Source organism: Leptospira mtsangambouensis (assembly GCF_004770475.1).
Lineage (GTDB): Bacteria > Spirochaetota > Leptospiria > Leptospirales > Leptospiraceae > Leptospira_A > Leptospira_A mtsangambouensis.
On sequence record NZ_RQHK01000017.1, the window covers coordinates 922,533 to 944,122 of the forward strand.

18 protein-coding genes and 1 pseudogene are annotated in these 21,590 nt (G+C 38.9%); 13 read left to right on the forward strand and 6 right to left on the reverse strand.

Annotated elements, in window-relative coordinates:
• The first annotated feature begins 42 nt into the window (after positions 1-42).
• The 4 genes from EHR01_RS16845 to EHR01_RS16860 all read left to right on the forward strand — a co-directional run bounded on the left by EHR01_RS16845 (position 43) and on the right by EHR01_RS16860 (position 4,001).
• Positions 43-1,608, forward strand: coding sequence for a methyl-accepting chemotaxis protein (locus EHR01_RS16845; RefSeq protein ID WP_135696500.1), 1,566 nt, complete (start codon positions 43-45; stop codon positions 1,606-1,608).
• A 214-nt stretch (positions 1,609-1,822) separates the two neighbouring features.
• Entirely contained in the window at positions 1,823-2,524 is a 702-nt protein-coding gene (locus EHR01_RS16850; RefSeq protein ID WP_135696503.1) for a hypothetical protein, read from the forward strand.
• 163 nt (positions 2,525-2,687) lie between these two features.
• Complete coding sequence (locus EHR01_RS16855; RefSeq protein WP_135696506.1) at positions 2,688-2,939, forward strand: hypothetical protein; 252 nt, start codon at positions 2,688-2,690, stop codon at positions 2,937-2,939.
• A 30-nt stretch (positions 2,940-2,969) separates the two neighbouring features.
• A complete protein-coding gene (locus tag EHR01_RS16860; RefSeq protein WP_135696510.1) occupies positions 2,970-4,001 on the forward strand; it encodes a hypothetical protein in 1,032 nt (343 codons plus the stop codon).
• A gap of 76 nt (positions 4,002-4,077) precedes the next feature.
• On the opposite strand, the gene EHR01_RS16865 is transcribed toward EHR01_RS16860, so the two are convergent.
• From EHR01_RS16865 to EHR01_RS16875, 3 genes and pseudogenes are all read right to left on the reverse strand, one after another.
• Positions 4,078-4,578 (reverse strand): group II truncated hemoglobin, encoded by a 501-nt coding sequence (locus EHR01_RS16865; protein ID WP_244310164.1) that lies wholly within the window; start codon positions 4,576-4,578, stop codon positions 4,078-4,080.
• A gap of 386 nt (positions 4,579-4,964) precedes the next feature.
• On the reverse strand, positions 4,965-5,618 hold the full coding sequence (locus EHR01_RS16870) for a lysoplasmalogenase (RefSeq protein ID WP_135696515.1): 654 nt from the start codon (positions 5,616-5,618) through the stop codon (positions 4,965-4,967).
• 388 nt (positions 5,619-6,006) lie between these two features.
• Positions 6,007-6,381 (reverse strand): annotated as a pseudogene (locus EHR01_RS16875) (rod shape-determining protein); the annotation flags it as partial.
• A gap of 537 nt (positions 6,382-6,918) precedes the next feature.
• Here EHR01_RS16875 and EHR01_RS16880 point away from each other — a divergent pair.
• The 4 genes from EHR01_RS16880 to EHR01_RS16895 all read left to right on the forward strand — a co-directional run bounded on the left by EHR01_RS16880 (position 6,919) and on the right by EHR01_RS16895 (position 10,778).
• Positions 6,919-7,299, forward strand: a complete 381-nt coding sequence (locus EHR01_RS16880; RefSeq protein WP_135696518.1) for a hypothetical protein — start codon at positions 6,919-6,921, stop codon at positions 7,297-7,299.
• 77 nt (positions 7,300-7,376) lie between these two features.
• Positions 7,377-8,774, forward strand: a complete 1,398-nt coding sequence (locus EHR01_RS16885; RefSeq protein ID WP_135696521.1) for a c-type cytochrome — start codon at positions 7,377-7,379, stop codon at positions 8,772-8,774.
• Entirely contained in the window at positions 8,771-10,117 is a 1,347-nt protein-coding gene (locus EHR01_RS16890; RefSeq protein WP_135696524.1) for a c-type cytochrome, read from the forward strand. Before EHR01_RS16885 ends, EHR01_RS16890 begins: the two co-directional genes overlap by 4 nt.
• 82 nt (positions 10,118-10,199) lie before the next feature.
• Positions 10,200-10,778: an SCO family protein gene (locus EHR01_RS16895; protein ID WP_135696527.1), complete on the forward strand. Its 579-nt coding sequence runs from the start codon at positions 10,200-10,202 to the stop codon at positions 10,776-10,778.
• Between the two features lie 112 nt (positions 10,779-10,890).
• Here EHR01_RS16895 and EHR01_RS16900 read toward each other — a convergent pair whose 3' ends face one another.
• Entirely contained in the window at positions 10,891-11,913 is a 1,023-nt protein-coding gene (locus tag EHR01_RS16900; protein ID WP_002972591.1) for a rod shape-determining protein, read from the reverse strand.
• A 144-nt stretch (positions 11,914-12,057) separates the two neighbouring features.
• Here EHR01_RS16900 and EHR01_RS16905 point away from each other — a divergent pair, with 144 nt between their 5' ends.
• The 3 genes from EHR01_RS16905 (at position 12,058) to EHR01_RS16915 (ending at position 17,565) form a co-directional block, all read left to right on the forward strand.
• Complete coding sequence (locus tag EHR01_RS16905; protein WP_135696530.1) at positions 12,058-13,659, forward strand: Ppx/GppA phosphatase family protein; 1,602 nt, start codon at positions 12,058-12,060, stop codon at positions 13,657-13,659.
• The gene (locus tag EHR01_RS16910; protein WP_135696532.1) at positions 13,656-16,217 is read left to right on the forward strand and encodes a SpoIIE family protein phosphatase; all 2,562 of its coding nucleotides are present in this window, start codon (positions 13,656-13,658) and stop codon (positions 16,215-16,217) included. Before EHR01_RS16905 ends, EHR01_RS16910 begins: the two co-directional genes overlap by 4 nt.
• 130 nt (positions 16,218-16,347) lie before the next feature.
• Positions 16,348-17,565: an MFS transporter gene (locus EHR01_RS16915; RefSeq protein WP_135696535.1), complete on the forward strand. Its 1,218-nt coding sequence runs from the start codon at positions 16,348-16,350 to the stop codon at positions 17,563-17,565.
• 97 nt (positions 17,566-17,662) lie between these two features.
• Here EHR01_RS16915 and EHR01_RS16920 read toward each other — a convergent pair whose 3' ends face one another.
• Together EHR01_RS16920 and bcp are read right to left on the reverse strand one after the other, a co-directional pair.
• A complete protein-coding gene (locus EHR01_RS16920; protein ID WP_135696538.1) occupies positions 17,663-19,141 on the reverse strand; it encodes a leucyl aminopeptidase in 1,479 nt (492 codons plus the stop codon).
• Entirely contained in the window at positions 19,138-19,611 is a 474-nt protein-coding gene (bcp, locus tag EHR01_RS16925; protein WP_020776520.1) for a thioredoxin-dependent thiol peroxidase, read from the reverse strand. Before bcp ends, EHR01_RS16920 begins: the two co-directional genes overlap by 4 nt.
• 78 nt (positions 19,612-19,689) lie before the next feature.
• On the opposite strand from bcp, the gene EHR01_RS16930 reads away from it, so the two are divergent.
• Positions 19,690-20,085 carry a hypothetical protein gene (locus EHR01_RS16930; protein WP_135696541.1) on the forward strand — a complete coding sequence of 132 codons (396 nt, stop codon included), beginning with the start codon at positions 19,690-19,692 and terminating at the stop codon, positions 20,083-20,085.
• Between the two features lie 27 nt (positions 20,086-20,112).
• Positions 20,113-21,585 carry a potassium/proton antiporter gene (locus EHR01_RS16935; RefSeq protein WP_135696544.1) on the forward strand — a complete coding sequence of 491 codons (1,473 nt, stop codon included), beginning with the start codon at positions 20,113-20,115 and terminating at the stop codon, positions 21,583-21,585.
• The last annotated feature ends 5 nt before the right edge of the window (positions 21,586-21,590 follow it).

Here is a 21,590-nt window from a genome sequence, read left to right on the forward strand (position 1 = left end):
ATTCAATATAAAATCTCGTCGACTATATTGGAGATTTTACTTATGTCATCTGTTACTGGTAACTACTTAGAAAAAGGAAGTATGATTGCGAACTCGATTCGTATTTCTTTTGCGATTGTGATGTTATCAATCAATATTTTCTTTATGGTGGCGATACCCACAACAGAAAAGACCATGAGCCTTATACTTTCTGCTTTAGAATTTGTGGTTTTATCATATGGTGTTTATACTTTCTGGCTCTACAAAAAGAAAAGATTTTATTTAAAATTTGCTTACATATCTATTTTACTCGATATCATCATCTACTCGAGCGTTTTCGCCATCGTAGTCATTTTGTCTAAAACACCAGCAGAAAAGGTCTCCATTGCAACACTTCCATTCGTAATGTTGGTCCTACTTTTTGTCGTTATTTATTCGGGTTTTTTATTATCTTATCGATTAACAATGGCGGTCGGATACATTGCAATTTCTAGTTTGCTTCTATACGTTTACTTAGGAGTAATAGGAGGTGCGGAAATCAAATTCATTGCAACATCCGCGGGCGAATTTGGAATTCCTTTTATCGGAATCAACACAATTGCTTTGATATGCGGTGTTCATATGATGAGTGCTGTTGTTAAATTTATGTCGAATTCTAGTAATGAGGCTACAAAATCTGCTGAAGAGGCGAGACAAAAATCAGAAGCCGCAAATCTGACAAAACAAAACATACAGTCCGAGGCAGATACCTTGAACAAAAGTGTCCAAGAAATGATAACATTTATGGATTCTTTAAATTCTGAAATCCAAACACAAGTTTCGAGTGTAGAAGAAATCAGCGCTTCGATGGAAGAACTTGCAGCATCTATGGACAGTGCCAGCGATTTTGTAAAATCACAGTTTACAAGAATAGATGGCTTAAATCAAGAAAGTGCGGTCATGGATAAAATTTTGCATGAAGTCTATTCAGCGACAACTAATTTGGCGCAGACCACGGATGAATCCAAACAGTATAGCTTGCAAGTCACTACCGCTATGGATTCAGTGAGTTCCAACTTTGAAGAAATCAAAGAAAGTTTTCAAAAAGTGGAAGAAGTGAATCAAATTTTGAGAGACATTGCTGATCGCACCAACTTGCTTGCGTTAAATGCTTCTATTGAAGCTGCTAGGGCAGGTGAACATGGCCGAGGGTTTGCCGTTGTTGCGCAGGAAGTTGCAAAACTTGCTGATAGTGCACAAGAAAACGCGTCTTTAATTTCGAAAATCATCACACAAGCTGCCAAATTGATTGTGAACGGAAATACGGCGGCAACGGAAACAAAAGAAAAAATGGGAATTCAGGATAAAAGTTTTGAAATTCTTGTTTCAAACCTTTCGGATTTAAAAACCAAAGTCGAAAAACAAACAACTATTCATAAATCATTTTTGGATTCATTTCAGGAATTGTTCTCACTTTCCAAACAATTGGAGGTAGTGGCATCAGAGCAGAAAATGGGAACACAAGAAATGTCGAGAGCGCTGGTATCCATTGAACAATCTGCTTCTTCGCTTGCATCCAATACTTCCCACTTACGTGAAAATGTGGATGGACTTTCAAAACAATCAGAACGATTGGCAAAACACATTTAAGAAAAGATTCTTTAAATGTAGCTCTGCACATGATTTCTCAAAACCATTTTGTAGAAACATGGGTTTAGTTATTTTTGAGTGAAGGACTGGAAAACTTCATTAAAAACCTAATTGATTGACTCCGAAATCCAGTCCCAGGAGGACGGTTTGGAAGATTCATTATAATATAGTAACTTGTTTTAACTTAAAATAAATCAAAGGTTGCTTAAGATATATGATTCAAAAAGTATTTCGCTATACCGGAATTTTTTTATTTCTTTCGAGTGTGTTTCAATGTAATCCTAAAGAAACAAATAATTCAAATATTTTTGATTCCTTACTTACAAGTGTTAGTTTGATGCAATCACAAAATAGTCTCAATAGTACAGGTTTGGTTTCAACCAGAGAAATCAACACAGGTTTATCTCCGATCAATCTGTCCAATGATACAATTCCATCTGACGGTCACAATTCTATTCGTCTGATTGGAGATGGGTCCATAGAAGGAGGTGGATTGTTGGTCTTTGTGAGAGAACGGTTGATTGAAGGTGAGACTCTTGTGGTAAACGGTCAAGTCCCTAAGGCACCTGTTTCTATAGAAAATGGTATCCCTAAATTTCATGCGATTTCGGGCAAGAAATACGAAGCCATTCTGGACTTCTACATAGATGGTGCTAATAACACTGAAATCGATGGTACATCCATTTTTTTACCTTTTACAGCTACTGGAAACGATCAAATCGAATTTTACGTTTCAGGAACTGGGGGAGTCGGATTGTTCGCCAACGGAAGATCCGTTGTTACCGACATTTTTTTCGCACCAGTCGGGCAAAATCTTGGTTGGAACAATCCACAAGAAAGAGAATTGGCAAGGAAATCGAATTATGCTCTATACGGTGGTAGTGCTTATGTAGTTGAATATTTATATAATCCATAAATATATTTATCACATAAAATGGAACCGATGAATTTTATAAGTAGAATACTTCGATCCATAAACTATTTATGAAATAGAAATAATGATTGTCCCGAAGTAAACAATATTGTTCATTTTGTATAGAACACAAAACACGAATGTCTTTCAATAAGGAGAGCCAATCATGAAAAAAATCTTAATGACTTTAATATTCACTACTGCTTTCGCACTAGTTACTTTTAGTGTATATACTGCTGTACCGGCAGATATGGCAAAAGAAGTTTACATTCCTTTTGATCCAAACAAAAAGAAAGTGGGAGAGGAGTGTAAATCTTCCGACGAATGCCAAAAGCACCATGAATGCACAAATAATGGTGAAAAAAATGTCTGCACGGCTCCACCACCACCAAAGTTACCACCGGGAGCTGTGACTTAACATTAGGAGAAAGTGGGAATTAGCGGATCTATGCATTTAGTTTTGCCTAAAGTATCCCACTTTGATATTGGCTTTATCTTCGGGATCACCATGCTTGCTTGTACGATGGCAAGTGTCACCGTGGTCTGGCCTTTACTTTTTATACCCATGTTAACTGTTCATAGTTGGCTTTTTGGGTATGAACATCTATGGTCTACTTACACCAGGCTTTTGTTTCACACTGAGGATCGCAATCGTTACAAAGCACTCATTTGGATTGTGCCACCGATTGTATTTTTCGTACTGTTGACCATTGGTAAAACTTGGGGACTCAAAGGAATTTACCTTACTTACTTTATCGGACAATTTTTTCATACCGTTCGACAGAGTTGGGGAATCACACAAGCTTACCGTCGTCAGGCGGGTGGTATGAGTTGGGATTCAGAACGATTGTCCGAATGGACGATTTGGTCGATTCCCATCTGGGGATTTCTTCATCGCTCTGCACAGAGGCCAAATGAATTTTTGTTTCAAGAATTTTGGCTTCCCCCTGTCCCATGGTTTGTTGTACATCTGGTAGGTATAATCACGATCACTCTCTGGTTGTATTGGGCCTACACTCGACTCATTGCGTTTCGTCGAAATGAATTGGCCCTCGGTCATACTTTGTTTATGATTTCCCATTTGATTGTTTTTTATCTGGGGTATATTTGGATAGAGGAATTGTGTTCCGGTTGGTTACTTGTCAACGTTTGGCATAATGTTCAATACATTGCCTATGTTTGGATTTATAACCAGAAACGATTTGTTATTGGAATTGATACGAATGCAAAAGTTTTGTCCTGGCTTTCGCAAAGGGGACTTGGACATACCATCCTGTATTTTATCTTCACGATAGCACTAGCCTTACCCATGTATTACCTACTTCCCGAGATTGGGTTTACATTGGATGGATTCTTCCAAAACCAACTAGTTCCCATGGCCGTTGTTTTGGTCATGTCATTTACCTTTCATCATTACATTGTCGATGGTGTGATCTGGAAACGTCGTCATCTGCAAACCATTTCTCACTATGCACAGTGAGAAATGGGAGCGCTTTAAATGATTTACTTTGCGTAGAACAATTGTTTGTTTGTGTTATCTCGCCTAGTCAAACTTTTCAGTTTTGATTTGGGAGATACGGTCCACCTGTTTCACCCCAACCCCATTTAGGCATAGGTTCGCTCGTAGCCATTGGATTTTCGGTAAGTTGAGAGTTAATCACTGCTAGGCGTGTTCCCCATTCAATATAACCAACAAAGGCAGAACGAAATTCTGGGTCGTTTTTTAAACCAACTTCATCGGCTGTTTGTAATAATAAATGAACCCAACGTTGTCTTTTCTCTTCTGTGAGCATTTTTCCAATGTGGTGCCCAATCATATTGGAATGGCTGCCCTTGTCTAGGTCCGTATACAATTTTTCACCACCAAAAACTTCTGCAACAAAATGTGATACATGTTGTACATGCTCCGGCGACATATTTTTAAACACATCACCTAGTAAGTCGTCTTTGAGAACCTTTTCATAAAATTTACCAAATAACATTTCAAAGGTCGCCATATCGCCTACCCATTCGAAAAGTGTCGGGATATTTTTCTTAATAGATGTGTTTTCGCTCAAAGTTGGCTCCTTTTGGTCATTAGCGATTCTGTCCGCCTATTTAATATTTGGTTGTCCACCAATCCGTCTACGATTAAATCATTTAGGTTCTGAATTTAAAATTCGAACGTCTTCAAAAACGAATACGTAATTGATTGATTCGATTGTCTGCGAAGGTGTTTTTGAAGGTGGGCACCTCGCAATCGTTAGATTATCTTTGAATTTTCTGTCTTAAGCGACCGGGCTTTCCGTTCCAATCTTTTCGCTTTCGCGAAAAGGATTTCCACTGCAATCCCTGGTGCGGGGGAAAAATCCACTTCTAAAAAAAAGGGAATTCGAAACAGATTTAACCTAAGTTCATTCCACACAATTTCAATAAAAAAATTCAGATAAGTGCTGATAGGATGTCAGATATACCCGGTTGAAAATGCGATCATAAACTGTGCTGTGTAATACATAGGAAGTCCAATTGCACGATTCAGAAATTCTTTTTGAACGAACCTGTGTCGCGCTACAAATATATCAGACGCGTAAAATAAAATTGCACCAACTAACACCAGACTACGGCCTGTGATGTCGAGTGTTGAATGATTCCAGAGGGAACCAGCTCCCACAACCATTGCTGTAATAATGATAATATAAGCTGAAATTGGTCCTATCATATTGCCGAGATAAGACTTTAGCCGTAAAAAAATGATGGTGCTGATAAGGATACAAATGGCTCCCACAGTGATCATCATCACTCCCACCTCACCCAAACCTGAAAAGGCAATTGTATACATGACATGACCGGCAAGAAAGGCGACAAGGCCAGCTGTAAAAACTTTTTTATGGAAGAAAAAAATTAGGCAGATATCTCCTACAAGGCTCAACACCAACCCTACAAAAATGAGAGAATTGTAAGTTGTTTGTTCCTGTATTTGAAGAAACGCTAATAAAACAAAAAGAGATGATAAAAGTGGTTTTACACTTAATAAACCTTTTACGGATTCTTTTTTTTCAAAGTAGAGAAGGGCTATAAGAACTGGGAGTGCCGCCGATAGAATGGTAGATTGGATCATTTAAGATACTCCTTTGCCAATTGATAAGATCAAACCATTGATCGTTTGGACAGATTGTCCATCAGAACAAAGTAAAAAGTAATGATTCTGGTTCTGAATTAATGTATCCAATCAAAGTCCTACCGCGCCCCGGATCGACAGAGCGCCCTCGTCGAGGGAGAGCCGGAGATGTGCGCCCCAAAAGAACTTAGAATTATCTACGTGATTCGTATATTCGCTATCTCTGTGCGGATATACGCATTTCGTTTAGCACGTGAATTAGTGCGACTATTTGCATTGCGTATATTCGCCTTCATCGTTCTATGCACTAACTTCATGCATCAGTTCTTTAGCAAAAAAAAAGGGAACTTTCGTTCCCCTTTTTCTCACCAAATCATTTAACCGATATTTATCGGATCCCTGGTTTAATGTATTTCAATTCATCCAAGTAACGACCTGTTCCAAGAACCACACAAGTCAGTGGGTTTTCGGCACGGAATACCGGAACTCCTGTTTCTTTGGTGAGGTAGTGTTCTAGGCCACGAAGCAGGCAACCACCTCCTGTGAGAACGATTCCTCGTTCTACGATGTCGGCTGCAAGTTCTGGAGGAGTTCTTTCCAATACAGATTTGATTCCGTCTAGGATTTCGTCTGTTGGTTCTTTGAGGGCTTTACGAATTTCGTTAGAATCAAGTTCGAGTGTGCGTGGAAGACCAGAGATCGCGTCACGACCTTTTACTTCCATCGTGTCGACACGTTTGTCTGCGAACGCGTTTCCAATCGTGGGCACCTCGCAGTCAATAGTCACAGTCTGATTTTTTTGTGTTCGCGACCGGGCTTTCCGTTCCAATCTTTTCACTAACGTGAAAAGGATTTCCACTGCAATCCCTGGTGCGGGGGTAAATTTATCATTCAAGAAAAGGCAATTGGTAGAAAAGGATATCTAAGTTTCTTGTTCAATAAAAATATCCTAAAGGGATAGATACAACTTCAAAGGAATTTGGAATTTTTTTAAATGACCAAGCATTTATATTCGAAGCTGTTATCAGATTTTTGCAAAACATTTTTCACAGTAGTAAAACGTTAGGTGGGAGTTACATATACGTCTTTAACGGAACGAAAATCTTTTAAATTTTCTCACAAGTTTCTTGGTACGGTTGTTGGTCATCATACTTACTAGTTTAGTTCTTTTTATTTTTCCTCTATGAAATTTCTTTAGAAATGAAATGATCTAAACTTATGAATTTAATCCCTTTTTATAAATCCTGGTTGATTACTTAAATTAAGTTTACAAAAGTTAAGTCTGTGTGATATTTGGAGTATGGTTCGGCTAAGAAAGAGATCATTCAGTAGGATTGGTTATCCTCTGTGTTTTTTAGCATTTACTCTAGCAATTGCTACCTTTTTCCCATCTAAAACCATTAATCTCACAACGATTTGTATCCAAAATGACCATATCAATGAATTGGATATTGCTAAGTCTTATGAAAATGCTAGTTCAAAAAACTCGGAAGGAGTTCTTCTAAATTCTTCCACTTGTATTGGATCTTCGAAACCAAAGGAAGATTTTGATTCTCTTGCATTAATAGAAACCAGCCATCAGAAACTTCAGCGCAATAAAGAAATCTATACTTTAGATGAACCTTTCACTAATCAAATTTTACTTTCTTTCCTTCTCGCTCGTGCTCCTCCTCTTGCCTAACTCCTAAATTTTTAACACACATCAATATATAGTTTAAAGATTCTCTCGAATCACTTTCGAGAAAGGAGTTATGTTATATGGATTTTCCCATATTTCACTTAGATTTTATGGGCAATCGATTGCTTATTGCTGTCATTGCCATTCTACATGTTCTCATCAATCATTCCTTAGCTGTTGGACTTGCTCCATTAGTTACATATTTTGAATATTTGGGTTGGAAAAATAAATCCCAAGAAATGGATCAATTTGCCAACAAAGTTATGTTTGTTGGGTTTGTCATTACAACTTCTCTCGGTGCTATGACAGGTGTTGGCATCTGGCTTTCCGCAAGTCTTGTAAGTCCTGCATCTATCGGCAGTTTAATTCGTGTTTTCTTCTGGGCCTGGTTTACGGAATGGATTGTTTTTGTCACCGAAGTCGTTTTAATCCTCCTATACTTTTTAACATGGAAAAAGTCACTCCAATCTGAAGATGCAAAAAAGAAACACATCAAATTTGGAATTGCCCTTTCTATTTTTTCTTGGATCACGATGGCGATCATCGTAGCAATTCTTAGTTTTATGATGGATCCTGGAAGTTGGAGCCAAACCAAATCTTTTGTCGATGCAGTAATCAACCCAGTTTATATGGCTCAATTGGCTTTTAGAACACCTGTTGCGATGTTTATGGCAGGAACAGTAGTATTATTCTTATCTGTATTCTTTACAAAAAAAGGCAGCCCCTTACGAAAATCCGTAACCAAAACTACTTCCATTTGGATTCTAAGTTGGTCAATTTGGGTAGTAGTTGGCTCAATTTTTTACTATTCTGTGATTCCAGATATGATGGCGAACAATTTGTCCATTGCAGTGGGAACAATGGAATTTTCAAATTGGTATGATAGTCTCCTCGTTGTGATGGGAGTTGGAATTATTTCCGTGATAGGGATTTCTCTCTATTCCTTGAGTGGAAAAAACTTACCGATCGCACTTTCTATCATCCCAGTTTTAATTTCTTTTTCATTACTAACGGTCTTTGAAAGAGCGAGAGAGTTTATACGTAAACCATTTGTAATTGGAAATTATATGTATTCCAATATGTTTCGAATTGAAGAATACCCTCTATTACAAAAAGAAGGAATTCTAAAACACGCAACCTATGTAAAACAGAATTCCATAAATGATGAAAACATAGTGGAAGCTGGAAAAGATATTTTTTTACTCACTTGCAGCAGATGTCATACTTCACATGGAATTAATTCTGTTGTTAAGAAATTCCAAACTATGTATGGATCATCAGACTTAAACCCAGATGGTATGGTTGCGTACATTCAGGGAATGCACAATGCACGTTACTTTATGCCACCATTCCCTGGTTCAGAATTGGAAATGAAGGCTTTAGTAACTTACATACAAAAAACAAAAGACTACCCAATCCCTACCGAAGGGGCTCAAGAAACAGGAGTAACTGTTTCTATCAAAAGAGGTCATCAATGAATATCATCTCTCTAATTTTAGCGAATGTTCCTGTCCCTAAAGATTTACCGCTGCCGTTACCCGCACCTGAATGGCTACTGGTGGGAGTGCTTATTTTTTCTTTTTTATGCCATATTCTTTTTGTAAATTTAATGGTAGGCGGAACGCTTCTTACTTTTTTTGCTCAGTTAAAAGGATTAAGAGAAAAAGATTATGATACTTTAGCACACGAAATTGCAAAAACCATCACAGTAAACAAAAGTATGGCTGTTGTTTTAGGAGTAGCTCCACTTCTTGCCATCAACACTTTGTATACAGTTTATTTTTATTCTGCAAATGCATTAACAGGATTATTTTGGATATCCATCGTACCACTTGTTACCGTTGCATTTCTGCTGACTTATCCGCACAAATACCTTTGGGATAAGTTACAAAATAACAAAGGATTGCATATTTCTATGATTGGTGCTGCCAGTGGGATATTTCTTTTTATTCCTCTGATTTTTTTAACCAATATCAACCTAATGTTATACCCTGATAAATGGGGAACCATCACAGGTTTTTTCTCCGCCATGTTTCTTCCCAATGTGTTCCCTAGGTATTTACATTTTATTTTTGCTTCTTTAACAGCAACGGGTCTTTTTCTCTTTTATTACTTTGGGCGAGAATCTTACTCATTCGAAAAAAAATTTCTAACTTTATCAAGATATGAAGTAAGAAAGAGAATGTATTCTCTCGCTTTTATGGCAACATTACTTCAGTTTGTTGCTGGCCCTCTCATTCTTCTCACACTTCCAAGTATTGCCATCAGTTGGAATCTGTTTTATCTTTTAGGGCCTGCGATCCTTTTGGCAATTTATTCACTCTATTTGATGTGGAATGGAATTAATGCGCAAGAAGAATTGATTGGTCAGGATTTTTCAAAAGTTGTCACCTCACTTTCAATCGTGATTGTCCTTATGGTGAGTGGAAGACATGTTGTACGAGAAACAGCACTTGGGCCACATAAAAAATTAGTCAAAGAAAGAACATCAGCTTATGAAGCAAAAGTTCAGGAAGCATTCCAATCCAAAGAAAATCAAAAAGAAACAGTTACTACTGTTTTATCAGCCAAACCTGACAAACTAGAAGGCGAAAAGATTTTCCGTGGAAATTGTTCGGCTTGCCATTCGCTGAAAGCGAAAGTTGTCGGACCTCCCGTGACGGAGATGGTTTCCATTTACAAAAAAGATAGAACAGCTCTAATTGCTTGGATTAAAGCACCCGGTAAAAGAAGGAAAGATTACCCGCAAATGCCTGGATTTCCATCGTTTTCCCAAAGAGAATTAGAATCTTTAGCGGAATACATTTTAGACAACCCGTAATAGCCAATGACTGGATCGGAGGGTAGAGACACCCTCCGATTTTTTTTCTTGAGACGCATAGATCACAATCTAATTTTGATCTATGCGACTTTTGATCGGATTTATTCTCTGTTTTGTTATATTACTTTGCAAACCAAGTTCTTTTCTCCAGAACCAAGACAATGAAAAATTAGCAACAAACTTTGAACTGATAGATATAAATCAAAATCCCTTTCGATTTTATGAAGATACGCAATCAAAATCATTGGTGGTTCTTTTTTTTGGATACTCTCATTGCCCAGATATTTGCCTTACAACTCTCAATAAATTTTCAAGTTTGAGCGATAACCTTCCAGAAGAAATCCTAGAAAAAATTCAATTTGTCTATGTATCAATTGATCCAAAGAATGATGACCCGCTAACATTAAAAAAATACATGATGGAATTTTCCAAAAAGATTATTGCCCTTACTGGTGATGCAGCGGAAATCAAAAAAATTGCGAATGATTATGAGTTAGTGTTGTTAGATAATCCAAAATTTGGTAAAGTCCAAGGGGAGGGAAAAATTCTACATTCAACCAATATTTACCTGATCCAAAAAAACCATAAAATTATAAAAACTTTACCACACCAGATTGGATTAGAAACATTAAAAGAAGAAATATTGGAGATAGTAAATTAAAATATAAAATATTTCCAAGAGTAAATTTGAGCTATTTTAACGCCATTTGCTCCAAGCAAAAAAAAAAGGGAACTTTCGTTCCCTTTCTCTCACCAAACCATGTAACCGATGTTTATCTGATTCCCGGCTTAATGTATTTCAATTCGTCCAAGTAACGACCTGTTCCAAGCACCACACAAGTCAGTGGGTTTTCAGCACGGAAGACAGGAACTCCTGTTTCTTTTGTGAGGTAGTGTTCGAGACCACGAAGGAGGCAACCACCACCTGTAAGAACGATTCCTCGTTCTACAATGTCGGCCGCAAGCTCTGGAGGAGTGCGCTCGAGAACCGATTTGATCCCGTCTAGGATTTCGTCTGTTGGTTCTTTGAGGGCTTTACGGATTTCGTTAGAATCAAGTTCGAGTGTACGTGGGAGACCAGAGATTGCATCACGGCCTTTGACTTCCATCGTGTCGACACGTTTGTCTGCGAACGCGTTTCCAATCGTAAGTTTGATGTCCTCGGCAGTTCTTTCTCCGACGACTAGGTTGTATTGGTTACGAAGGTATTTCACAATGGCTTCATCGAATTCGTCACCACCAGTTCGGATGGATTCGGCGATTACCATACCACCAAGAGAGATCACAGCGATTTCTGTGGTTCCCCCGCCGATATCAACGATCATGTTTCCTGCTGGTTCATGGATCGGGATGTTGGCACCGATGGCAGCAGCGAGAGCTTCTTCGATGAGGAAGATTTCGCGAGCACCCGCTTGTTCAGCAGACTCACGAACGGCACGTCTTTCCACCTCGGTAATTCCAGAAGGAACTCCGATGACGATGCGAGGTTTTACAAATGTAGTGCGGTTGTGGACTTTTGCGATGAAGTAACGAATCATCTTTTCCACAGTTTCGAAGTCAGCGATGACCCCGTCTTTCATAGGGCGAATGGCAACGATATCACCAGGAGTCCTTCCTAGCATTCGTTTTGCTTCTTGTCCTACAGCAAGGACTCGGCCCGTAGAGGCTTGGACTGCCACGACCGACGGTTCTGATAAGACAATTCCTTGCCCTTTCACATGCACGAGGGTGTTCGCGGTTCCCAAATCGATTCCCATATCGTTCGAGAAAAGTCCATAGAGGTTATCAAATATCATATCAGATCCTGGTGAAAGAAGTACGAAAGGGGGAATTTACGGTGGGTTCACACCAAAACAATAGAATTCTACCCGTTCCCCATAATTTTCGGCTGGTTTTTGCTTTCAACCGTAAAAATTTTCGTTAGGCTAGTTAGATACAAAATGCTTCCTTTCTCACAAATTTTAAAAAAATCCAATCCCGCATTTCGCACGGAAAAGATACTCGCTGCCATTGATTTGGGCACAAATTCTTTCCACATCGTTGTCGTAAAACTAAGACCGGATGGTACACTCGAATATCTGACAAAGGAGAAGGAATCGGTAAGACTTGGGAGTGGTAGCAGTGATTATGCGGTCATTCAGGACGATGCGATGGAGAGGGGACTTGCTTGCCTCAAACGATTTCGTAGCCTAGCTGATTCTTACCATGCGGAAATCCGAGCCGTAGCCACTAGTGCCCTCAGGGAAGCAGAGAACCGCCAAGTATTTCTCGACCGAGTGGAGAAAGAAACTGGAATCCAAATCCAAGTGGTTTCGGGAAATGAAGAAGCAAGGCTGATTTACCTCGGTATTTTACAGGGCCTTCCTGTCTTTGAAAGACGAATCCTACTCATTGACATTGGAGGAGGGAGTACGGAACTCCTTGTAGGGGAAAGAGGAGAGATTCTATTTTCCACCAGTTTGAAACTAGGGGCCATCCGGTTAACAGAAAAGTATTTAAAAAAAGATCCCATAAGCCCCACCGATATTCAAAAATGTCGGATTCATATTGAATCGGTTTTATCTGCCTTTTTACCTCAGATTGAAACTTGGAAACCCTTTATGGTGGTGGGAAGTTCGGGAACTATCTCCTCTGTGGCGTCTATGGTTCTAGAAAAAAAGATGGAAAAAAGGGACAGATTGAACGGAACGGAAATCCCGATTGATCTTTTTAAGGACGCCCGCAAACAAGTATTAGATGCTGACAGTTTAAAAAAAAGACTCAAAATTCCAGGCCTTGATGCCAAAAGGGGGGACATCATCGTTGGTGGTGTTTTGGTTTTGGATGAAGTATTACAAAGGATCAAAGCTCCTTCTTTTACAGTGAGTGAGTTTGCCCTCAGGGAAGGGATTGTATATGACACAATTGAATCCTGGTTTCGTCATAAAGATTCTTCCCTTCCTCCCTTAGATAATATTCGCGAAAAGGCAATCAAAACTGTTGCGAATCTTTATCCTGCTGGAAAAAAACATGCTGCAGCTGTGGTAAAGATCACCTTGCAAATGTTCGACGACTTGAAGGATTTACATGGACTTGGCAATTTAGAAAGAGACTATTTAGAGACGGCTTGTTATTTGCACCAAGTGGGACTTTGTATTTCTCACCACAACTACCACAAACATAGTTATTATATCATTCGAAACTCAGAGGCAATGGTGGGTTTTTCTAACTCGGAAATTGAAATCATCGCTCTCATTGCTCGTTACCATAGAAAGGGCGGGCCCAAAGGAAAACATGAAGAGTTCAAAACCCTGAGGCCAGATGACCAACTCCTAGTGAAAAAATTAGCAGCCTTCCTTCGCATTGGGGACGGGCTTGACCGGTCTGAAAAATCTATTATAGAAAGGCTTGATGCAGTGGTAGAACGAGGAAAGGTTCTTTGTAGGTTATATCACCAAAAAGGAACAGATCCTAATTTGGAAATTTGGTCCGTAACGGAAAAAAAAGATCTTTTTGAAGAAACCTATGGTGTATCTTTAGAGTTTCAAACCTTTACTGTATGAAATTTTATTTAAGATTATACGCTTTTCTTTTTCTCCTATTTCCTTTTTCCCTCTTTGCTTTGCCCATTGATCTGACAAAAAATTGGAATGTCAAAAAGGGTTGGTGGGAGTCTGAAACTCCCATTGGCGCCTCTTGGATTCCATTGGAAACCTTACCTCTTGTTTCCATCAAATCCCAATTGGAATTTCCTGATGGTGAGTTACAACAAATCACAATGGTAAAACCATTTCTTTTGTCCGAAATTGATTTTAAAGAAACGGATGCTGACCTTTTTGCCTTACACATCCCTTATTTAAATAATGTGTACAAAGTGTACATAAATGGGAGGATTGTGGAAGCGAGTGGGATTATCGAAAACGGACATATCATACGAAGTGGATACAAACGCAATATTCTCATCAAACTTTCTCGGAATTTGTTAAAAGTTGGTAAAAATGAAATCCGAGTCCTTCTTGCATCCGAACCAGGCGAAGAACTTAATTTTTACAAAGTATTTAATAATTATATAACATCTATCGATCGTTACACGGTGCTTGAAAAAGTAGAAGATGAATATGTTACATTTATGCTTTTGTTTTTATATTTTTTTGTAGGGATTTATCATGCTTTGTTTTACTGGAAACGAAAGAATGAAGAGTATAATCTTTACTTTGCATTATTTGCAATATTTTTATCTGTTTATATGTATTTCAGATCACAGGCCATCTATGTTTGGGATGTAGATCCATTTACAGTCACAAAAGTAGAATACTTTGTGGTATTTCTCACTCCGCCTTGGCTTTTGTTATTTGTTGATACTTTTTTTCGAAAACGAATTAGCCTCATCACTAAAGGATATTTTGTTTTTAGCTTTGTCCTTGCAATGGTTCAGATCTTTGTCAACCGGGCAAATTCTGTGATGCTGTTACGAGTTTGGCAAGGATCAGCTTTAGCATTCAGTGTTGTTTTGTTTTACATCACCATTCGTGCGGTATTTAAGAATAATAAGGACGCCAAAAGATTGTTAGTTGGAATTCTCTTTTTGGTGTTTACCGCCATTTGGGATATTTTAGGTGCTTCGGGAATGATCCCCATTCAAAACTTAAACCTTTCTCGGTTTGGTTTTTTATTTTTTGTTTTAGGGATTGTCGTTGTTTTGGCGAATCGGTTTTTGCGAGTCCACAAACAAGTAGAAGAATTAAACTCTAACCTGGAAAGAAAGGTTGTCGAAAGGACAAACGAATTACAAGAAACTCTCACTCGAGTTCAGGAATTAAAAGTCCAACAAGATGGAGATTATTTTTTAACCTCGCTTCTTCTTGATCCACTAAACGATTCAAAAAAATCCCATTCAGCAATGATTGGAATCCAATCTTACACCAAACAAAAAAAGGAATTTGAGTTCAAAGGAAAAACCAAAGAGATCGGTGGAGACCTCATCATTTGTGATGATATAGTTCTTAACGGTAAAAAATACTTTGTGTTTATCAACGGAGATGCGATGGGTAAATCCATCCAAGGTGCCGGCGGCGCACTTGTGTTAGGTGTTGTCTTTTTATCGTTTATCAGACGAACACAAGTGGTTTTGGAAAGTCAGTCCAAATCTCCAGAACGATGGATCAAAGAATGTTTTTTTGAACTCCAAACTATTTTTGAATCCTTTGATGGATCTATGCTTGTTTCCGTTGTCCTTGGACTTGTGGAAGAGGAAACAGGCGTACTTTATTATCTCAACGCAGAACATCCTTGGACTGTTTTGTATCGAGATGGGGTTGCCTCTTTTATCGAAGACGAGTTGGAACTTCGTAAAATTGGAACCAAAGGGATGGCAGGTGAAGTTCGGGTTAGGGTTTTTGTTTTAGAACAAGGGGATGTCATTTTTATTGGTTCGGATGGTCGAGATGATTTGATTTTAGAAAGTGGAGCTGATGGGACACGTGTGATGAACGAGGATGAAACTAAGTTTTTACAAGTGGTAGGCGAATCCCAAGGTGAGTTAGAACAAATTGTCCAAAACCTCCAAACCATTGGTAGTTTTTCTGATGACTTAACTTTACTGAGACTTGAGTGGAGGGGTTTTGCCAAAAGAGTCGGCGCATCTTCACTTTCCTCCATAAGCCCAGACCATTTTTTATATTCCGAACTCCAATCCGTATTAGAATCCGGAAATGCAGAAGAAACCTATCATACCATTGAACGAATGTTAGTGAGTGAAAGTTTGGAAGATGACGTGCGCATCAATTTGTTACGGGAAAAATCCAGAATTTCTTTATTGTTAAAAAGATTTGACGCGGCAGTGGAATCTTTGGAGTCCATTTTTCCCTATTTTGTGACTGATAATGAAATTTTATTACAATTGAGTTATGCATATCGTAAGTCAAAAAATATCCGTAAGGCGGTCGAAATTGGGGAAAGACTTCGGGCAAGAGATCCAAAACATATCCGAAATCTTATCAATTTGATCGAATGTTATAGGCTTCAGAAAAATGAAGATCGGGCAAAAAAGATTCTTTCCAAACTTGGGTCCATTGCGCCAGAGAATCCCCAATATTTGAAACTAAAAGAAACTTTCAGCTAAAGAAAGTTTGATGGTCGTTTGCTGAATTTTTTTTCGTAAATCAGAATTTTCCTCCTTGGCGGCCTTAAAATGTCCGCATTGAGTAGTAGAATCATTCGTATATTTAGAAATGTCTGGAAAGGGAAATAGAATGGATTTTAAGTTCAGCGCGTATCATGTCTTTGTAGTCGGTTTACTTGCTTTTTTGCAATTTACCGTGGTCCTTGATTTTATGATTCTATCTCCCCTGGGAGTTCTAGTCATGGAAAAATTACAAATTTCAACCCAACAGTTTGGATTTGTAGTGTCTGCTTATGCATTTAGTGCGGGGATTTCCGGTATCATTGCAGCTGGTTTTGCCGATCGATTTGACCGCAAAAAATTATTATTATTCTTTTATATTGGATTTGTGGTCGCCACCTTTCTTTGCGGAATTGCAACGAATTACATACTTTTATTTAGCGCTCGTATTTTGACGGGAATCTTTGCTGGTGTTCTTTCCTCTATTTCCTTTGCGATTGTTGCCGACTTATTTCCACTCCAAGTGAGAGGACGGGTGATGGGATTCATTATGACAGCATTTGCTGCAAGCCAAGTGTTTGGACTTCCCATCGGGATTTATATATCCAATTTATGGGGATGGCAATCTCCATTTTTGATGATCGCTGGTATTAGTGGAATTGTTGGATTCGTTATTTTCTCCTTTTTGAAGCCACTCACGACTCATCTTGATCACAAAACGGATTTACATGCATTCCATCACTTAGTGAAAACATTAACCCAAACAAAATATTTGCCAGCATTTCTTGCTACCACCTTACTCGCAACAGGTGGTTTTATGTTAATGCCTTTTGGATCTGCATTTTCTGTCCACAATCTTGGGGTTAAGTTAGAAGATTTACCTCTGGTTTATATGGTAACTGGAGTTGTGTCAATGTTAGGTGGACCATTAATGGGTAGACTGAGTGATGCCATTGGAAAATACATTATGTTTGTGATTGCGTCCATCCTTGCAGCAGGTATCATCATCTATTACACAAAAATGGAAGTCACTCCGTTGCCGATTGTGATTTTCGTGAATTCCATTCTTTTTGTTTTTGTAGCGGCACGCATGATTTCTGCCAATGCATTGACATCTGCAGTTCCCGAGTTACATGACCGTGGTGCCTTTATGGCAATCAGTTCTTCTATTCAACAAATTTCTGGTGGAATTGCTGCTTCTGTTGCGGGCCTGATTGTGATCCAAACTTCTAGCGGTTATATGGAAAGATATGATATTCTAGGATATGTGGTTGCCACAGCCATTGTGCTCACAGTGATACTCATGTACAATGTGAACCAAATTGTTTTGAAAAAACATACAAAATAATCATTCAGAATGGTTCAGTAAAAAGTGAAAAGTATGGTTTGATCTGAAAGGCGGGAAAGATTCTCCCGCCTTTTTTATATACTCAAATTGAATTTGGTTATTCTTTAGATAGTTCGTTTGCTAAATCCACTAACAAACGCACTCCGTAACCAGTTGGTCCATGGAATTGAGTTCCTGATTTTTTCTTCCTCCACGCGGCACCGGCAATGTCGATGTGAGCCCATTGGATCGATTCATCCACGAACTTAGAAAGAAAAATTCCAGCAGAAATGGTTCCTGCCCCTTTCACTCCACCAGTGATGTTTTTTAAATCAGCAATGTCTGATTTTAAATCTTCACCATATTCTTCCCAAAGAGGAAGTTCCCATACGCGGTCATCGGAAGCATCCGATGCAGTGAAGAGAGCTTCACGAAGTGGATCCGAATTGGTAAGGATGGCGGCCGCTTCATGGCCCAGAGCAATGATCACAGCTCCCGTCAGTGTTGCTAAATCCACCATATAATCTGGTTTGTAATTTTTGGAAACATAGGACAATACATCACCGAGCACAAGTCTTCCTTCTGCATCCGTGTTTTGCACTTCCACAGTGGTTCCATTGTATGCGGTATACACATCTCCCGGTTTGATGGCTTTTCCATCTGGCATATTTTCTGCCACACCGATTGCCGCTACAATATGAATCGGAAGTTCGAGAGCGGCAATGGCACCAATCGCATGTATGGTGGCAGCGGCCCCACACATATCGTATTTCATTTCATGCATCTCACCTGGAGGTTTGAGTGAAATTCCACCGGTATCAAAGGTTAATCCTTTTCCTACAATCGCGAATTTCTTTTTGGCTTTGGTCGGTTTGTATTCTAAAATCACCATCTTGCCATTGAGCTCTGATCCACGAGCCACTGCCAAAATCCCACCAAGACCTTCTTTTTTCAATTGTGGTTCGTCCCAAACTTTAACAGAGAGTTTGTATTCCTTTGCAATTTCTTTGGAACGAGAAACAAAATCATCTGGAGTGAAATAGTTTGCAGGCAAGTGAGCGATATGACGCGCACCGTTCACGTGTTTGGCGACAATTTTGCTTTTAGATAGTCCTGATTCTGCAAGGCTAGTGACTGATTTATCTTCGAACTTTAAGTAAACTGCACCCACTTTCTTTTTTTCTTTTTTCTTGGTTTGTAAAACAGAAACAGGATAACTTCCGATAAAAAGAGTATTGGCAATTTGATAAGCAATACGATCAGCAGAGAACTTTTTGGAAAGGGATTTCGAGATGATAACCTCAAGCCCCATTCCATCATAACTTAGAATTTTTTCTCCATACTTAAAAAAATGAGAAATAAACTTTCTAAAGTTGAGTTTTTCTTTCTCACCTAATCCAAGATAGATGGTTTGTTCTGCTTCATCACGAAATTCTTTTCCAAGTTCGCCAGAAAAAACTTTGGTTTCGATTTGGACCGGAAATTTTTTCCCAAGTTCTTCTTTGACATCCTCTTGGAAGATGGGGATGAGTTTATAATATGTGCCGGATTTAGGCGAACCGATTTGGATTTGGAGCGGAGAAGTTTCTATTTTCATTTCCCTTGGATTTCCTGAATGTCTTTGATGATTTCTTCAACGTGTCCTTTTACCTTCACGCTGTCATAGATTTTTTTGATTTTAAGAGAACTATCGAGTAGGAAGCTGGATCTTACGATACCCATCCCTTTTCTTCCCATAAAAACCTTTTCTCTCCAAACACCGTAAGCCTCACAAATTTCTCCTGATTCGTCAGAGATCAGATCAAAATTGAGTTCTTGTTTTTCGATGAATTTGGTATGGGATTTGGGATTGTCTTTGGAGATTCCCACTACATTGAATCCGAATTTTTTAAGTCGGGCAAAATTATCTCGGAAGTCACATGCTTCTGTTGTACATCCCGGTGTCATGTCTCTAGGATAAAAATAAACAACGATTCCATTTTTTCCTGTTAGGTCTGCGAGTTTTACTTTTTCGCCATTTTGGTTGATACTCGTAAAATTGGGGGCTTTTTTCCCTACTTCCAACATAAATTTCTCTCCTGGTAAATGCATTCTTTTAGACAATTTTCAGTTGTCAATTTAGGAATTTAGTTCGATACTCTTTGTATGGACTCCAAGGAAAGAGCAGCACTGATTCGAGAAGCGAATACCGCTTTCAATGCAGGTGATATCCGTAAAGCACGTGAGCTCTTTCTCAAAACCGATTATAAAGATGGCCTCATCCGTTTGGGTGATCATTTTATGTACGATCGGAAACTTCCCATGTTGGCCTTTGGATACTATAAAAAGGCGGGCAGGCAGGACAAAGTGGACGAAATTTTCCAACGTATGGTCTACGCACTTTCTGTCTGGCTTGGTCGTGACAAATGGAAATTTCCTGGGCAAACAAACCAAACGGATCCGTCTGGCGACAAACCTTCTCGTCCGCTAAATCCTGATGATTTTGTAGTGCATCCCATTCTAAAAGCAAAGGCTCTCGAGATACTTTCTTCGAATCGATAGTCCTTTCGATTCGTCTAAGGAATAAACATGATAGACAGTTTTACCTTACAAGCTCTTGTTATTTCTACTCTTATTTTATTCTCTATTTTATCGAGTAAACTATTCTTTCGTTTTGGGTTTCCCATCTTACTTATTTTTTTAACCTTTGGTATGTTAGCTGGTGCTGATGGTCCAGGGAGAATTGATTTTAGTGATTATGGTTTAGCACAATCGATTGGGATTTTTGCCCTTATCTATATTTTGTTTTTGGGTGGTCTTGAAAGTGAATGGGATAGTTTAAAAAACTTCTTATCTGTCGGGATTCGGTTGTCGATTGTAGGAACCATTCTGACTGCACTGATTTTAGGTGTACTCATCCACTATTTATTCCCTGTTCTTGGTTTTATGGAATCGTTTTTACTCGGTTCCATTGTGAGTGCCACAGACGCTGCTTCGGTATTTAATATCTTCAAAACGGGATCTTCTGATTTACCGGTTCATTTAAAAAAAATCATAGAATTTGAGTCTGGATCTAACGATGCGGTGGGTGTTCTTTTAACAACCATCTTTATGAACCTCATCACAGCTGATGCGAGTTTTAGTGGGTTCCAGTTCTTTCGGTTTTTTGTCATGCAGGTTCTTGTAGGATCAATGATGGGATACAGTTTGGGGATCCTCATTCTGTATTTAATGAACTCCGTCAAACTGGGGTATGATGGTCTTTATTTAGTTTTTATCACTGCTTCTGTTCCTTTTATTTATGCAGTCACCACCGTGTTCCAAGGGAATGGATTTTTGGCAGTCTACATTGCTGGGATCATTGTTGGCCGAAACAAATTCATTCATAAAAAATCCATCTTTCGTTTTTTAAACGGATATGTTTGGATCTTACAAATTGGTATGTTCCTTTGTTTTGGACTTCTAGTGTATCCTTCACGGATGGCCAATATTTGGGTACCGGGACTTCTCATTGGGGTACTCCTCATTCTTTTTGCAAGACCAGTGGCAGTGTTTATTTCACTATTCCGTGTGAAGTTGCCTGTCAAAGAAAAGTTATTTATTTCTTGGGTGGGATTACGCGGTGCCTCACCAATCATCCTGGCAACCTTTCCGATTGCCCAAGGATTGGTATGGGGAGATTTACTTTTTCATATCGTATTTTTTGTGGTCCTTGTTTCCCTTCTCGTGCAAGGTTCTCTTATCCCTCGTGTGGCGCAGTGGTTAGGAATCTTAAAAAAGGATCCTGATCGTAAAATTTATCATCCTACTGACTTTGATAACATTGAGTTTCCTGGGATGACATTACAAGAGTTGATTGTTCCATATAACTCTAGTGTGGTGGACAAAGCTTTGTTTGAAATCAAACTTCCAGAACAGTCGCATATCCTACTCATTGCCCGGGGAGAACAATTTTTGATTCCATCGGGAAATACACAAGTGAGAGGTGGGGATGTGATTTGGGTGTTGGCAAAAGACGAAGTGATGCCAATCATCGGTAAAACGTTTATGGCTGTTGCATAAATGCC

Excerpts from the sequence above, each read along its gene's own strand:
- EHR01_RS16870 (WP_135696515.1), bottom strand. The coding sequence starts at position 5,618 with ATGATCCAATCTACCATTCTATCGGCGGCACTCCCAGTTCTTATAGCC.
- EHR01_RS16920 (WP_135696538.1), bottom strand. The coding sequence starts at position 19,141 with ATGAAAATAGAAACTTCTCCGCTCCAAATCCAAATCGGTTCGCCTAAA.
- EHR01_RS16855 (WP_135696506.1), top strand. The coding sequence starts at position 2,688 with ATGAAAAAAATCTTAATGACTTTAATATTCACTACTGCTTTCGCACTA.
- EHR01_RS16895 (WP_135696527.1), top strand. The coding sequence starts at position 10,200 with ATGCGACTTTTGATCGGATTTATTCTCTGTTTTGTTATATTACTTTGC.
- EHR01_RS16885 (WP_135696521.1), top strand. The coding sequence starts at position 7,377 with ATGGATTTTCCCATATTTCACTTAGATTTTATGGGCAATCGATTGCTT.
- EHR01_RS16845 (WP_135696500.1), top strand. The coding sequence starts at position 43 with ATGTCATCTGTTACTGGTAACTACTTAGAAAAAGGAAGTATGATTGCG.
- EHR01_RS16930 (WP_135696541.1), top strand. The coding sequence starts at position 19,690 with ATGGACTCCAAGGAAAGAGCAGCACTGATTCGAGAAGCGAATACCGCT.
- EHR01_RS16910 (WP_135696532.1), top strand. The coding sequence starts at position 13,656 with ATGAAATTTTATTTAAGATTATACGCTTTTCTTTTTCTCCTATTTCCT.
- EHR01_RS16890 (WP_135696524.1), top strand. The coding sequence starts at position 8,771 with ATGAATATCATCTCTCTAATTTTAGCGAATGTTCCTGTCCCTAAAGAT.
- EHR01_RS16905 (WP_135696530.1), top strand. The coding sequence starts at position 12,058 with ATGCTTCCTTTCTCACAAATTTTAAAAAAATCCAATCCCGCATTTCGC.
- EHR01_RS16935 (WP_135696544.1), top strand. The coding sequence starts at position 20,113 with ATGATAGACAGTTTTACCTTACAAGCTCTTGTTATTTCTACTCTTATT.
- EHR01_RS16900 (WP_002972591.1), bottom strand. The coding sequence starts at position 11,913 with ATGATATTTGATAACCTCTATGGACTTTTCTCGAACGATATGGGAATC.
- EHR01_RS16915 (WP_135696535.1), top strand. The coding sequence starts at position 16,348 with ATGGATTTTAAGTTCAGCGCGTATCATGTCTTTGTAGTCGGTTTACTT.
- bcp (WP_020776520.1), bottom strand. The coding sequence starts at position 19,611 with ATGTTGGAAGTAGGGAAAAAAGCCCCCAATTTTACGAGTATCAACCAA.
- EHR01_RS16860 (WP_135696510.1), top strand. The coding sequence starts at position 2,970 with ATGCATTTAGTTTTGCCTAAAGTATCCCACTTTGATATTGGCTTTATC.
- EHR01_RS16850 (WP_135696503.1), top strand. The coding sequence starts at position 1,823 with ATGATTCAAAAAGTATTTCGCTATACCGGAATTTTTTTATTTCTTTCG.
- EHR01_RS16880 (WP_135696518.1), top strand. The coding sequence starts at position 6,919 with ATGGTTCGGCTAAGAAAGAGATCATTCAGTAGGATTGGTTATCCTCTG.